Annotated in this window: 12 protein-coding genes; 7 read left to right on the top strand and 5 right to left on the bottom strand. The window is 39.8% G+C overall.

Annotated features, from left to right (window positions below; translation table 11 throughout):
- Positions 1–99: 99 nt before the first annotated feature.
- Genes pspF through KO525_RS07320 form a run of 6 tightly spaced genes read left to right on the top strand, consistent with a single transcriptional unit; the run spans position 100 to position 6,509 of the window.
- Positions 100–1,185, top strand: coding sequence for a phage shock protein operon transcriptional activator (gene pspF, locus KO525_RS07295; RefSeq protein WP_215963138.1), 1,086 nt, complete (start codon positions 100–102; stop codon positions 1,183–1,185).
- Positions 1,178–2,827, top strand: coding sequence for an ABC transporter substrate-binding protein (locus KO525_RS07300; RefSeq protein ID WP_215963139.1), 1,650 nt, complete (start codon positions 1,178–1,180; stop codon positions 2,825–2,827). The genes pspF and KO525_RS07300 overlap by 8 nt, the downstream gene beginning before the upstream one ends.
- Entirely contained in the window at positions 2,824–3,858 is a 1,035-nt protein-coding gene (locus tag KO525_RS07305) for an ABC transporter permease subunit (RefSeq protein WP_215963176.1), read from the top strand. Before KO525_RS07300 ends, KO525_RS07305 begins: the two co-directional genes overlap by 4 nt.
- Entirely contained in the window at positions 3,845–4,738 is an 894-nt protein-coding gene (locus tag KO525_RS07310) for an ABC transporter permease subunit (RefSeq protein ID WP_215963140.1), read from the top strand. Before KO525_RS07305 ends, KO525_RS07310 begins: the two co-directional genes overlap by 14 nt.
- Positions 4,739–4,746: 8 nt before the next feature.
- A complete protein-coding gene (locus KO525_RS07315) occupies positions 4,747–5,742 on the top strand; it encodes an oligopeptide/dipeptide ABC transporter ATP-binding protein (RefSeq protein WP_215963141.1) in 996 nt (331 codons plus the stop codon).
- The gene (locus KO525_RS07320) at positions 5,739–6,509 is read left to right on the top strand and encodes an ATP-binding cassette domain-containing protein (protein ID WP_215963142.1); all 771 of its coding nucleotides are present in this window, start codon (positions 5,739–5,741) and stop codon (positions 6,507–6,509) included. Before KO525_RS07315 ends, KO525_RS07320 begins: the two co-directional genes overlap by 4 nt.
- 643 nt (positions 6,510–7,152) lie before the next feature.
- Here KO525_RS07320 and KO525_RS07325 read toward each other — a convergent pair.
- Both KO525_RS07325 and cysC read right to left on the bottom strand, forming a co-directional pair.
- Positions 7,153–8,121 (bottom strand): DHH family phosphoesterase, encoded by a 969-nt coding sequence (locus KO525_RS07325; protein ID WP_215963143.1) that lies wholly within the window; start codon positions 8,119–8,121, stop codon positions 7,153–7,155.
- Between the two features lie 28 nt (positions 8,122–8,149).
- Entirely contained in the window at positions 8,150–8,773 is a 624-nt protein-coding gene (gene cysC, locus KO525_RS07330; RefSeq protein ID WP_215963144.1) for an adenylyl-sulfate kinase, read from the bottom strand.
- 1,363 nt (positions 8,774–10,136) lie between these two features.
- On the opposite strand from cysC, the gene galU reads away from it, so the two are divergent.
- On the top strand, positions 10,137–11,027 hold the full coding sequence (gene galU, locus KO525_RS07335) for a UTP--glucose-1-phosphate uridylyltransferase GalU (protein ID WP_215963145.1): 891 nt from the start codon (positions 10,137–10,139) through the stop codon (positions 11,025–11,027).
- A gap of 100 nt (positions 11,028–11,127) precedes the next feature.
- Here galU and KO525_RS07340 read toward each other — a convergent pair whose 3' ends face one another.
- The 3 genes from KO525_RS07340 to KO525_RS07350 form a co-directional block, all read right to left on the bottom strand.
- Positions 11,128–13,197: a hypothetical protein gene (locus KO525_RS07340; RefSeq protein ID WP_215963146.1), complete on the bottom strand. Its 2,070-nt coding sequence runs from the start codon at positions 13,195–13,197 to the stop codon at positions 11,128–11,130.
- An 82-nt stretch (positions 13,198–13,279) separates the two neighbouring features.
- Positions 13,280–13,972 (bottom strand): hypothetical protein, encoded by a 693-nt coding sequence (locus KO525_RS07345; RefSeq protein WP_215963147.1) that lies wholly within the window; start codon positions 13,970–13,972, stop codon positions 13,280–13,282.
- Positions 13,960–15,318 carry a capsule assembly Wzi family protein gene (locus KO525_RS07350; protein WP_215963148.1) on the bottom strand — a complete coding sequence of 453 codons (1,359 nt, stop codon included), beginning with the start codon at positions 15,316–15,318 and terminating at the stop codon, positions 13,960–13,962. Before KO525_RS07350 ends, KO525_RS07345 begins: the two co-directional genes overlap by 13 nt.
- Positions 15,319–15,465: the final 147 nt, after the last annotated feature.

A 15,465-nucleotide genomic window follows, 5' to 3' on the forward strand; every position in this document is an offset into this window, starting at 1 on the left:
GATGTTTTATAATAATTTTTATTTTCTTTAGGGAAAACTTTAAGTTTTGTTGTTTTTAAAATACACTAACAATTAGTCATTTTAACCAAGTGTTGCATTATGAGCCAATTCAGAAACAAAGATAATCTAATCGGACAAGCCAATAGTTTTTTAGAAGTATTAGAAAAAGTATCGCAACTTGCCCCTTTGAATAAACCTGTTCTTATTATAGGTGAACGGGGAACCGGTAAAGAGTTAATCGCAGCCCGCTTGCATTACCTTTCACAACGTTGGGACCAAAACTACGTTACCCTTAACTGTGCAGCCTTAAATGAGAACCTATTAGAAAGTGAATTGTTTGGTCATGAATCCGGCGCATTTACCGGTGCAGGAAAACGACACGAAGGGCGATTTGAACGTGCCAACAGCGGTACATTGTTTTTAGACGAGTTAGCGAACACCTCGGGCTTAGTGCAAGAGAAGTTGCTTCGAGTTATAGAATACGGCGAATTTGAACGCGTCGGGGGCACTAAAACAGTAAAAATTGATACACGCTTGGTGTGTGCTACCAATGAAGACTTACCGGCATTAGCTGAGTCGGGTGAGTTTCGCTCTGACTTACTAGACCGTTTAGCGTTTGATGTAATCACCTTGCCTCCACTGCGTGAACGATATGAAGATATTATGGTGCTCGCCGAACATTTTGCCATCTCTATGGTAAAAGAACTGGGTTGGGAGCTATTTAGTGGTTTCTCTCGTCGAGCCAAAGAGTTACTATTAGACTATCATTGGCCTGGTAATGTACGAGAGTTAAAAAACGTGGTTGAACGTAGTGTTTATCGCTCAGCAAATCCCCATGTACCTGTACATGAAATTGTCTTAGACCCATTTGATAGTCCGTATCGTCCTGAAAAACGCATCAAGACACAAGACCGTCAGTCGGCGCCTCAAGTGATTAAAGAAATCGTTAACATATCAGCGAACGATACAGTTGACCAACCCCCTGTCGCAACCAAGCCTCAGCACACGTTCCCGCTTAATTTCAAAGATGCGAGTCAAGAATTTGAAGTGGATTTAATCACAACCGCCCTTTCTCATTGCCAATACAATCAGAAAAAGACCGCCGAGCAACTTGAAGTCACCTATCATCAATTACGTGGTTATCTTAAAAAATACAATTTATTGGATAAAAATTCCGATGATTAAAACAGTTTTGGCCCATGTAGTAAAAAGTGGTAATTACAAACGACTGTGGTTGTTATTGTTTTGTAATTTACTAAACGCCTGCGGCCAATACGATGATTCTAAGTTAGCAGCTAAAACCTTATTATATTGTAGTGAAGGCTCACCAGAGACTTTTAATCCACAACTTGTAACTTCTGGTACAACAATAGACGCTGTATCCCAGCAAATATACAATCGTTTAGTTAAAATTGATCCCACCAATGGCCGAGTTGTTTCAGACATTGCACGTAAAGTTATCGTTTCTAGCGACGCAATGCGATACCGATTTTACCTACGAAAAGGAGTGGAATTTCACACCACCAATTACTTTACGCCAACACGAACGTTAACCAGTGAAGATGTGTTGTTTACCTTTTCTCGCATATTGCACCAAGACCATCCTTATCACGATGTTGGCGGGGGCCAGTACCCATTTTTTGAAGGCATCGGCCTCAGTGACTTAATTGAACAAATCATCGTGGTAGACGATTTAACTATCGAATTTCGATTAGTTGATCCACAGGCATCCTTCTTAGCTAACATGGCCACGGATTTTGCAGTTATATTGTCGGCTGAGTATGGAGAACAATTGCAAGCAGCTGAAAATAAGGACCAAATTGATACCAAACCAATTGGAACCGGTCCGTTTAAGTTTGTGCAATATGACCGTGACCACCACATTCGCTATCATGCCCACGAAAAATATTGGCAAACCGCCAGCGAATTACAGCAAATCATTTTTGATATCACGCCTAACAACAGTTCACGCTTAGCAAAACTACTAACCGGTGAATGTGATGTTATGGGTTACCCTACGGCGTCTGATGTCGGTTATTTACATAGTAAAAAAGGCATAGATATTGTTGAAACGACGTCTATGAATGTCAGTTACTGGGCTTTTAATACCAATGTACCACCATTTGATAATGCCAATGTGCGCAAAGCGCTAAGCTACATTGTTGACCGAGAAGCTATTATCGACGCCGTTTATTTTGATTTAGCTGAACCCGCAAATAGTTTGGTTCCGCCAACGTCGTGGGCCTATGACAATACAAACTACGTCCGTCCTTTTTCACTTGAGAAAGCCAAAGAGTTGTTAGCTCAAGAAGGCTATGAAGATGGTTTTGAAATGGATATTTGGGCTATGCCTGTACAACGTGTTTACAATCCAAATGCGGGGAAAATGGCAGAAATTCTTCAGCAAAATTTGGCTAAAATTAACATAACAGCAAACATCATCACCTACGACTGGGGGACCTTTCGTAAGCGATTAGCAAAAGGTGAGCATGATTCGGTATTAATTGGTTGGCTTGCTGACAACTCAGATCCGGATAACTTTTATCGTCCGCTGCTAAGTTGTGCATCGGCTTCTTCTGGCTCAAATCGGAGCGGCTGGTGTAATGATGAATTTGACCGCAATATTATAAGTGCGCTGTCGATAACAGACCACGACACACGAAAGGCCTATTACCAAGCCGCAGAAGCTGTGTTATTCGAACATTCGCCATTGGTTCCAATTGCCCATGCCGTGAGACATAAAGTGCACAGAGATTACATTAAACAGGTTAATATTAACCCTTATGGCGGCATTGATTTTTCAAAAGCCGTTAAGAAGGTGAAATAATGTTTAATTACGTTTATCGCAAAGTTTGGCTACTATTTTTTATTACATTCGCAGTTTTTACGTTTGTATTTTCCCTTAATTATATGTTTCCCGGCGATGTACTAAGTAATATGACCGGCATTGGAGAAATCCCCGCCGAAGAATACACCGAACTAGCTCGTATCTATAAACTCGACCAAAACGTTATTGTTCAATACTTCTATTTCCTAATTCGAATGTTTGACGGTAATTGGGGTCAGTCTTTCACCAATGGCACCAGTATATTTGATCAGGTATTTAACGCCCTACCCGCGACCATTGAACTCGCGACCTTTGCATTAATCTATAGCTTTATCGTTGCAATACCTTTAGGTATTTTAGCGTCGTCAGAGACAAAACCGTGGTTAGATAAATCCATCTTGGCTATGTCGATATTTGGGTTTTCAATGCCTATATTTTGGTTAGCTTTGTTAATGATTTTGGTTTTTTCAATTAATTTAGGCTGGTTTCCCATCTCAGGGCGTCTAAGTTTAGTTTATGACATTCCAACCGTAACCGGGTTTATGATCATCGACATATTGCTGTCTGATGTGAGTTATAAACGCGAAGCCCTAGGTGACGCGGTTAACCATCTAGCAATCCCAACATTTGTTCTTGCTGCTTACCCAACAACCGTCTTGATACGAACAACACGCCAGTCAATGAAAAACGTGATGAACACCAGTTATGTGAAAGCCGCTAGAGCAAAAGGTTTGTCTCATATACAAGTGTTGCGACGACATGGTTTACGAAATGGTTTGTTGCCCGTTATTCAAATGATGGGGCTGCACTTTGGTACTTTGATCACGCTTGCTATGGTCACCGAAGTTATTTTCTCCTGGCCTGGTGTTGGTTTATGGCTCGTCGATGCAATTCATCAACGTGATTACCCAGCAATACAAGGTGGTATTTTAGCGATGTCAGGGATGGTCTTTGTCGCCACTATCTTATTTGATGTTATTTATATGATTTTTGACCCATTGGCGAGAAGACACGGTTATGGAAAAATTTAGATTTTTTACGAGTCCTAACAACTCGTCGCCAATCCACCAATTATGGCGCTTGTTTAAAAGTAATCACTTTTCTCTCGTTGCAGCTTGGTTATTTTTGTTTTTTATTCTAGTCGCAATATTTGCGCCTATGCTTGCCCCCTACTCACCATTTGCACAGCATCCTGAGTCATTGCTTACGCCACCAGCGTGGCACCCAGATGGGACCATAGCGTTTCCGTTTGGAACCGACGCACTAGGCCGAGATATCTTTACTCGGGTATTGTACGGATTAGGGTTTTCATTCGGATTGGCCATAGTTTCTGTTTTTATGGCGCTAACGTTAGGGGTACTCATTGGTGTATTCGCAGGTTTTAGTAAAGGTATTCGCTCTAGTTTTTTAAACCACATTTTGGACATCGCGCTAACAATGCCTTCGTTACTCATTGCCATTGTTATTGTCGCAATATTAGGTCCCGGGATCGCTAATACGTTTTGGGCCGTTGTACTCGCGATGCTACCGCAGTTTATTCATCACATTCGCACTGAAGTCGCAGAGCTCTTAAATAAAGATTTTATTATTGCCTATAAGCTTGATGGCGCCAAACCTTCACATTTATTTTATTACGCTTTGTTACCAAATTTGGTTGAAAACATCATTATATTTTCAACCATGGCGATTTCTTCGGCCATTCTCGACATAGCCGTTTTAGGCTTTATTGGAATTGGCGCACAATCGCCAGAACCAGAACTTGGCACTATGGTGTCGGATAGCTTAGACGTATTTTATTTGAATCCATGGACAGTCATGTTACCGGGTTTATTGCTATTCCTTTGTATTTTATCCACTAACATCGTTGGTGATGGTTTGAGGCATGCGTTAAAAGAACGCCGGCTTCAATAGGGAACCAAATGCGCTTACTTGATATTAGAAATCTTAACATTGAACTAAAGACCAACGACGAAACAATTAAAGCCGTTGAGTCTGCCAATTTCTCCATGAAAATGGGTGAAGTCAGTGGCCTAATTGGTGAATCTGGCTCGGGCAAAAGTTTAATTGCTAAAGCGCTTGTTGGCGTATTAAACAACCGTTGGAATGTCACCGCTGACCGCCTGCATTTTATGGGCGAAGATTTAAACCGAATGACTGAACAAAAGCGACGAAAGATCATTAGCTCCAACATTGCTATTGTCTATCAAGAACCCCGCAGATGTTTAGACCCAACTGCCGATATCTTTTCACAAATGGAAGAGTCACTGCCGGAATACGAGTTTAAAGGCTGGTTTAACGCTAATAAAGTTCATAGGTTAAAACGGTGCATCAACTTGCTTCATAAAGTAGGCATTAAAGATCATAATGCGGTGTTTAATAGCTATCCGCACATGCTATCGGAAGGTGTCTGTCAAAAGATAATGATCGCGATGGCCATTGCCAAAGAACCTAAATTGCTCATTGCAGACGAGCCAACCACCGCGCTGGAAAGTTCAACCTCATTGCAAGTGATTAAGCTGTTAAAAAGCCTTAATCAACTGAAAGACATGGCGATGATTTTTATTACACACAACTTGAGTTCAATCACCAGTTGGGCCGATAGTATTAATGTTATGTACTGTGGCCAATTAATTGAAAGTGGCCCGACAAATAAAGTTTTGTCGTCTCCAAAACATCCCTATACAAAAGCCCTATTTGACAGTGAACCTGATTTTCAGGATCACGAATATAATATTCGCAAAAAATTATATACGCTCAAAGGAACAATTCCTACATTGCAGCATTTACCTATTGGCTGTCGCTTAGGTCCACGTTGCCCCAATGCCCAAAAAGCCTGCGTAACTATGCCAGAACAAGTTAAGTTAAAAGGTCAGTACTTTAGGTGTCACCACCCTTTGATTGGAGACAGCAAATGACGGCTCCGATATTTTCGATTTTGAACATTAGCAAGTGTTACAAAGACAAATCTCACTGGTTGAAAAAGGGTAAAGATAAAACCATAGGGCCGATTAGTTTTCATTTATTCCCTGGTGAAACATTGGCGATTATTGGTGAAGCGGGTTCTGGTAAAAGCACCATAGCTCGATTATTAGCAGGTGCAGAACAACCAGATACTGGGCAATTATTTCACCATGTAGACGTGGTTAAGTGGGATGACTCTAAGTTCTTTTGCCAAAATATTCGGATGATATTTCAGGACGCCCAAAAGTCCCTTAACCCTACGGTTCCTATAGGCAATCAACTTGAACAACCTTTGCTCTTTAATACAACATTAGATAAAGCACAGCGTCGTGAAAAAATATTACAAGCACTTAGAATGGTAGGCTTGTTACCAGAACACGCCGACTATTACCCACACATGTTTTCGGGGGGCCAAGCACAACGGATTGGCATAGCACGCGCGTTAATTTTAGATCCTAAAGTCGTAATTATAGATGAAGCACTCGCACCACTCGATCCATCATTGAGGGCGCAGGTTATAAACTTATTATTAGACTTACAACAAACTCACAAACTGACCTATGTATTAATATCTCACCAAATCTCTTTGATTAAGTACCTAAGCGATAGAATTATTGTGATGGATGATGGCCAGATAATTGAGCAAGGTCACACTGAGGACGTTTTCACAGACCCTCAACATGCAAAAACAAGAAAGCTACTGACGTCGTTAGATATGTAGACGCGGGGCTTGTGCCTTTCTTTGCCCTGCGGGCGGCTATTTCGACTGCGTCGACCATACTTTTTGCAACAGCCCAAATCAACAGAAAAAACCGTCATCCCAACTACCAGAAAAACGTCATCCTAAAAGAGCCTTAGCGATATTTGGGATCTCCAACCAAGTGCAGAGGAAGTTCATAATTCACTTTTAATTGGCATACAGTAATCAGAATAAAAAACGTCATCCTAAAAGAGCCTTAGCGATATTTGGGATCTCCAACCAAGTTCAGAGGAATGCCATAATTTGCTTTCAATTGGCTCATAATTTCAGAAAGAAAAACGTCATTCCAAAAGAGCGGAGCGATATTTGGAACCTCCAACAGAGTGCTGAGGAAGTTCATAATCCATCTTCAATTGGCTCATAATTTCAGAAAAAAAACGTCATCCCAAAAGAGCCACAGCGATATTAGGGATCTCCAACCAAATGCAGAGGAAGTTCATAATCCAACTTAAATTGGCTGATAGTAATCAGAATAAAAACCGTCATTCCCAAAGCTTGTAATATAAGTCAGCCACAGCGATATTAGGGATCTCCAACCAAGTGCAGAGGAAGTTATAAATATCAGCAACTCTGACCCCACTGGTCCTTATTTTCCAACAGAAACTTACGCGTAGTAACGTTCGACGGCGGTGATCAGTTTTGGTAAGTCTTGTTTTGGTAAAAGATTAATGCCTGCAGCCGCAGCTCGGCCACCGCCGGTTTCAAATGTGGCGCAAATATCACCGGCCCCTGTTTTGTTATTCAGCGGTGCTCGCAGACTAATGAGATAATGAGCGTCATCTACTACCGTTACCACTATGTGGGCCGTATCAGGGCTTTCATTAGCTAAATGATTCCCGTAAGTTCCGCTAATTCTTCTGCTCCATGCAGCATCTTCTAATAATACGGCCTTAGCTAGTTCTGATTCGTGCAATACGTCTGCAGACAGCGCTTGATTAAAATCAGAATCGAATGCACCTTTTAACGTATGAAAGGCTGAACTTGGATCTTTAATGCAGTCGAACGGTGATGAGTATTGAACAAGTTGCTTGAATAAGTCGGCGGGATGAAACGCTAAATCGTCGGTAGTTGCACCATAACCATTATAATTGACCAAGGTGCCCAATTCTTTTAACTGTTCAACTTGCTCGGCCGAATAGCCTTGCTTTTTACAAAGCTCAGTGGCCACTTTTATTAAGTTGTCACCAAACGCTGCCGTGATAGCCCAATCATGAAACTGTCCTTCTAACAAGTTGTCAACTATCAAAGCAGTGCATGTGTTTGCGTCAAGATCGATATGGGCGTTAAGGTTCACCACATTTGGTATTTCGCCAGACCTATGATGGTCACTATACATTACCGATGCACCTGTTTTTAAAACCGCATGTAACGCGTCTGCGTTTTTTTCCATCGAAATATCTAGGATCGTAACGCTAGAATGCTCATTAATATCCGCAATCGGAATTTGTTTTACAAGAGCAATATCACGTTTAATTCCAGTGATAAGTTTTGCTTGTTTAGGCGCAGCTAAACGCAATTGAACGAGGGAAATAATCCCGTCGGCGTCACCATTAAATACATCGAAATTTGTCATATTATTTTTCTTATTTTATTTTTAGCGACTAATCTATTAAGCCAAGTTCAACAAGCTTAGCTACAACTTCGTCCGCGCAGGCTTCGATAGATTTATTTGCCGTTTTCAAATGCACTTCTGGTGATTCAGGTATGTCATACGCAGAGTCGATACCAGTAAAGTTTTTAATTTCACCATTACGTGCTTTTTTGTATAAGCCCTTCGGGTCACGTTGTTCACAGATTTCAATTGGTGTATCGATAAACACTTCAACAAACTTATCCGCTGGCAACTGATCTCTAACCATCTTACGGTCAGATGCAAATGGAGAAATAAAAGCAGTGGAAACCAATAAGCCGGAATCAACAAACAATTTGCTAACTTCGCCTATTCGACGAATATTTTCAACACGGTCTTTGTCACTAAACGTTAAATCACCATTAAGGCCATGGCGCACATTATCACCGTCTAGCACATAGGTATGGCAGCCTCGTTCGAATAATTTTTGATCAACCGCATTGGCCACTGTCGATTTACCGCTACCACTTAACCCCGTATACCAAAGTACAGCAGATTTGTGGCCATTAGCTTCTGAACGTTGTGCCGCCGAAATACTTTGTAAGTGCCATACAACATTAGAGGAAACAGCGGCGTCCGTTTTTAAATTTGTCATTGTTTTTGTCCTTAATAAATCCGTGTGTGGCACTTGCCTAATAAATTGTTTGATTAGTCGATGCTAAAGACTAAATGAGAGTTATCTTATGTAATGTGCTTAACTCTTTAACTGGCTCATAACCACGAATAAACAAGATTGTACCTAAACAAATTCCTTTTGCACTTAATTGACGCCTGATATTGCGGCTTTAGAAAGAAAATATTGTGCTTAATTATTCTAAAATAAAAAGTCTAAACAGATTAGATTTATAGACTAAATAAAACGAAGTTAATTACTTGGGGCAACTTTGTTAAACAGCGCGCGGATGGCGGTTCTAGATATCGCTTTGGCTTGGCTAATTTTACAAGCTAGGGGATGACGGTTTTTTCTGTTTAATTTGGTGTAACGTTTTTTCTGAAATTATGAGCCTATTAGAAGTGAATTATGAACTTCCTCTGCACTGGGTTGGAGATCCCTAATATCGCCGTGGCTCTTTTGGGATGACGGTTTTTTCTTTAAAATAAAGATTTATCACACCGAAAGTTCAGGCGACTTTTTCCTTCGTATAAATCCCCCTTAGTTGAGATTTATATCTCGAAGTGAACGGCAGGGACGCCGTTGCAAGGAATGTGCATAGGGATGTGCGTACATTCCGTCTTCGACGATAATATAAATCTTAAATAAGGATTAGGGATTTAGCCGAAAGCGGCCTTTTTGCCTACTTTTGGGGCTGTTGCAAAAAGTATGGTCGACGCAGTCGAAATAGCCGCCCGCTGGGCAAAGAAAACTTCAAGCACCGCACCAGTATGGTCGACGCAGTCGAAACAGCCGCCTGTAGGGTGAATTATGAGCTTCCTCTGCACTCGGTTGGAGGTCCCAAATATCGCTTAGGCTCTTTTGGGATGACGTTTTCTGTTCTGAAATTTTGAGCCAATTTAAGGCGAATTATGAACTTCCTCTACACTGGGTTGGAGATCCCTAATATCGCCGTGACTGATTAACTTTACAAGCTGCGGGGATGACGGTTTTTCTGTTTAGTTGGATGATGGTTTGTTCAGATTATTTGAGCAAATTGAAAGTGGAAGAAAAACTTCACCACACGAGTTGGTTTAATTTGATAGATGAAAATTTGTCATTTAACTTTAAATTAGAAATGGTACAGTATTGACACGTGAATAATTTTCTTTCAAAGAATTAATTCGACGCAATTATGTTAGGCGCTTTGTAGTGAAGGGGTAGCTTCAGCAGAGCCCAAATGATTGGGTGTTTAACTTTATGTTTCAACTTACCTCACGTAATTGAATACATTTTGTTAGTGACACTACATTCATTAACACATAATTTTAATTAAACATTGAACTAGGACATTTAAGGAACTTCAATGAAAAAAGTAATAAAAGCAATTATCCCAGTAGCAGGTTTAGGTACACGTATGTTGCCTGCGTCTAAAGCGATACCAAAAGAAATGCTCCCTGTAGCAGACAAACCCATTATTCAGTATGTTGTGCAGGAAATTATCGCTGCCGGTATTAAGGAAATAGTACTGGTAACCCACTCTTCAAAGAACAGTATCGAAAATCACTTCGATAAAAGTTTTGAACTTGAGTCTATTTTAGAGAAACGAGTAAAACGTCAGTTACTCGAAGAAGTACAAAAAATCTGTCCAAAAGACGTCACAATCATGCACGTACGCCAAGGTGAAGCAAAAGGTTTAGGTCACGCCATCGCCTGTGCTCGTCCACTCGTTGGCAACAACCCATTTGCAGTTGTTTTACCAGACGTAATGATCAATGACTACGATTCAAATTTGAAAAAAGACAACTTAGCAGAAATGATTAGGTTGTTTGAAGAAACCAAAGCCAGTCAGGTTATGGTTGATGAAGTACCAGAACAAGATGTGAGTAAATACGGCATTGCAGATATCGACGGCCAAGCAATAAAATCTGGCGAGTCAAAAACAATGAGTGCTATGGTCGAAAAACCCGATATAGAAGATGCCCCATCTAACTTAGCAGTTGTTGGCCGTTATGTATTATCAGCTGATATTTGGGATATTTTAGAAAAAACCCCTATCGGCGCCGGCGATGAAATTCAGTTGACCGATGCAATTGCAACGTTAATGGATTGGGAAACGGTTAATGCTTACCTGATGAAAGGCAGCTACCACGACTGCGGTGATAAGCTCGGTTACATGCAAGCCTTTGTTGAGTACAGCATGCGACATAATGTGCTTGGTGAAGACTTTAAGGCTTACTTAAAAACAATTAAATAATACTAAAATTTTCTAACCCCCATACATTGATATAAAAAGCCTTGCTTGATATTTGCAAGGCTTTCTTTTCTGAGAATAAAAACAACTCCACCACAATAATTTATTGAATATTTACTTCAAACAGAGAACGCCCAATAGCTATATACCAGACATTATTAAAGTAGAAACTGGTCCCAAGTGAGCTACTCACTTTATGAATTTCACTCTGGGCGTTACTCAAATAACGTTCATTCCCATAAATAAACATTATGTCACCATTTGAAGCTAGAGTTTCAATATAACTATTTGCACCATATGACGTTCTCTGCGTCAAAGTTCCATTTACGTCTCTTGCCCAAATATTTGTTTGACCTAAGTTGCCTAAATCAGTAAACGCAATCCACCCATTATTTACGCTATAATCACTGTTTAATTGCAAACTTCTTTGATTTAGATCTGACAAATAAGTCTCGTGTATTCCATCAAATAAAACACTCGCATAAAACACACCCGAGCAACATTTCTGCATTTTTTGATAAACAAAATTTTTCCCGTCAGTCAACACATATGTATTCCAATAATCAACATCCGCTACTAACGTTGAATTTAAATTGTCTTCGAACTTGACAATGGAATAATGATTATCATACGACCAATATCCAACAACCCCATTAGCTGCAACAGAATTACGCCAATTTCCAGCAGTGTTACTAACTAACGTATTCTGTTTTGACGTTAAATCTCTTAACCATAAATCACTCCCAACACTCCAAATTGCATATCCACCTGAAACATCGAGAGATTTTGCAGAGTTTGGGTGACCAAGGTCAAATAATTGATTGTTATTCCAATCAAAGATTTTAGAGGACAAAACAGTTTCTCCGATCTCCTGAGAAGTATAAATAGCGCCGGTTTGAGTCAAAAAGCTGTGTGAATGAGAAATCATTAAATTTGGTTCAACCTCAACTAAATAACTTTTTTCAGAATTTACATTAGTTATTTTAAGCGTATCCCCGCTATCTAAACTATTCAAAACCAATACTTTTTGTTCATTAAAATCAATTATCTCACCTTCAAAATCTTTAACACGAACAAGGTTAGTTGAGTAATCTACATAAATAGTTCGTTTTTTTGATGTTTTCTGCTTAGAACTATCTATTGCTTCAATATAAAGTAATAGTTGTTGCCCGTCATAACTATATAAATCGATTGGTTCGTCGAATAAGTTGACTCCCGAGGCCAGAACTTTATTTCCAACTCGTATTATTACTTCACAATCACCGATGTCGTCTTCACAAGAAATATTTGGTGAAACCGAACTATCAAAAACGCTATATTCTATAGGCTCAAAAACATTCAACGTAGGTGGATTGTCTAAATTGATACTATGTTCTTTCGAAACCGAACGTCCTCTAATATCAACAGCTTTAACTACTAATTTATATTCTCCTGCTAAAACACCCTTTAAGCTCATTTCGCCTCTAAACAAACCAGAGGAATGGATCAGATTGGTTGTTAAGCCACTCACAGTGGCAGAGACTTCAGAAATGTCTAATTCAGAAGATAACGAAGCTGTAATTAAAAGTCGCTCACCAATTGTTTGATTTTTATTAGGCGTTATTATTTCTAATTTGAGTGGCACAACTTCTATAGTTACTGTTTCTGAGACATAAATACCTTTTGAGTTTAAAACGGTGAGGGTGTAGTCAATTGTAGAGCTCGGAGATACTTTGATAGTAACGCCTGAGTTAATCGCACCTAGCCCATTATCGATACTTCCAGTACCATTAGAAAACTGAGCTTTTAAATATACACTTTGACCAGATATGATAGTAAATTCGGAAGCTGAAAACCTATTGATGGTGGGCTGAAGTACAACTACTGTTATACTTTGCGTTACTGCGACTCCATCGGAATTTGAAACGGTCAATGTGTAAGTCGTTGTTGAACTAGGTGTTACCTCTTTCGATTCCCCAGCAACAATGTTGCCAACTGCATTATTAATCCCTCCCTCGCCATTAATAAAACTTGCTGAAAGTCTAATTGTTTCACCAGCTACAATAGTCTTACTTGATGCCGTAAAACTTTGAATACTTGGTTCAAGTGGTGGGGAATCCGACACACTGCAGGCGTTTAAAAAGAATAAAAGTGTATAAAAGGTTAAAACTCTAAAAATTTGATTTAACTTCATATTGGTCAACATCCTTATTTGGTTAATTATAACTATAATCAACAAATACATTTTAGCCAAAGTTAAAAGCTTCTGCTATAAACTAGAATTCTACCCCGATATTCAACCAAACCAAATTATCTTTAGCTCCGGTTTCCGAGCCAGGACCGCCAATGTCGGTATTTGTGCGTGCCCAACTAATGTTACTGCGAATTGTATAGGCATCAAGTTTATACCCGTAACCAAATCCAAGACTGTACCCCCAGGCCGTATATTCTCTAGCTTGCCTTTGTGCACCTCCATAAAATGAAACAGAATGTTTATTATCAATAAGATAAAACATATCCAATATTTTGAAGTTGAATAACGCAGGGGTATCGCTATTCACAATATTAGGGGCAAAATTGATCGCTGAACCCACACGCCAATTATCGGCGACTGGACGATAAAGCCCAAGTTGTATGTAAGGCCGGACGTCAAATGTTGTATCGTCTATTCCCTTTACGTTTTTGTTAACCGCTTTAAGGCCTGTTTCAATCACAAAACCATAACCTTGGTCAAAAGTAAGAGAAGGTTTAGTTGCAACTTCTAGATTGTTATTTGAATACGTGTTTGAATCAATTTCATTCGCTGATACAACGCCAAATTGAGTCAGAAGTAAAAAATTAAAAATAAACTTAGTTTTGAACAAGCATAAAACATCAACGTACCCCCGAGCTACCTTTTTTATTACGATAGCGGTAATCGGCATTTTTGAAAAAGCGTGTTTTTTATAAAAAGAACTTAGTATCTCCATGTAGCACCTGTTCTCCAACTCGTGTCGTTATAGACGTCTCGTTTAATGCCTAACATCAATTCCAACTGATTAAACGATTGGGGACTTATAGTGACTTGAATATCGTGCAAGTCCACATAGTCATAATTTAACGCCGTTTGATTGGGTGATTTTTTATTGCGATGAAACAAGTATTCAAATCCTAATTCGTACTCGGGTGTTAATAAGTCAATAAGTAATGTTTGAGAAAGCCCAGAAGCGTCCTCAATACCATCTGTATAATTAGTTCCCCAGTGACCTAAACTTACATTATCAACTCTAAATCCTTGCTGATAGATATGATGTCGATGCCAACCACTTTGGTGCTCGGTAACTTCGTAAGTTAAGGATAAAGGCATTGTGCCATATTTAAGAAAAGGTAAATGAATACCGCCAGACACTGCAATATTCCCCAACATGAAATTAGTATGACTCGCGGTATCCTCCCCTGCGATTTCTCCGTAAACATTTATGCTTCCGAAACGTTGCTCTATCGCTAAGGATGCCCTTTGATTGCCAAACTCACACTCTATAACATTCCCTGATTCGCAAGTTACTAACGCTCCGCTATTGTCGCTACCAACAACATCTGAAAATGCCCCCCACACTTGTTCTAAACTTATCGGTTGGCCTCGTCCACCAAATTGAAACGTTCTGTTCAAAGCTATTGTAGTGCCTTTAAAGGGCTGAATACTTAGCTGAGTTGCCAGTACGTATGGCGTCCCTGAGGTAAGCTTCCCTCCTGAGTATATATTATCGTGACGTTCTAAAGACTTCACAAACACGTTGTATTGTAGGTCCCACCAATTTTTAAACGGTATTGGGTTTTTGAGTCCGACTGAAAGTGTGGTTTTTGCATTATTGCTATACAACATTGAACGGGTTTGAAACGGTGATAACCAATCTTGCTTATAGCCCACATCGAGCTGAATGTTGTCATTACCAAAAGATAAATACGTTTCGTAAAAGTTGATGTCTTCAAAACTATTATTTGCTATCCCGCCATAAGTAAACGACATCCAATTTGATACTTGATAACTGCCCGTAAACATTGCATGACCATTGCTACTTTCCAACTCGGCGAGTTGGTTCGGAATCACCGTGTCAAATTCGGCGCTTTGCGCCTGTCGTAATTGCAGTTGTGCAAACCCTACCGGCCGCGTTGTTAACTTAGTCAACGCTCGTTCGACTCTAGCACTCAACTCAGGATATTGATTTTTAGCATGTTTTAATACGTCCTTCACATGGGAAACGGCATATGGCCGTTGCATCGATTGTGTATTAGTGACAATAAAAAGAGCATGGATATCTTTATTTAACTGGGTCATTTGCATCGGCACATATTGCGTGGCACCAATACTAGGGAAACTCAAACCGAAACAAAGAAAAAATGCGGAAACCAAATGGTATTTACTACAATTAATTCGGTTCTTACTTTTACTTTGAAAATTGTTGTTTATGAAGCTAATTGAGCG

The organism is Psychrosphaera sp. B3R10 (assembly GCF_018861025.1).
In the GTDB taxonomy this organism is placed as follows: Bacteria; Pseudomonadota; Gammaproteobacteria; order Enterobacterales; family Alteromonadaceae; genus Psychrosphaera; species Psychrosphaera algicola.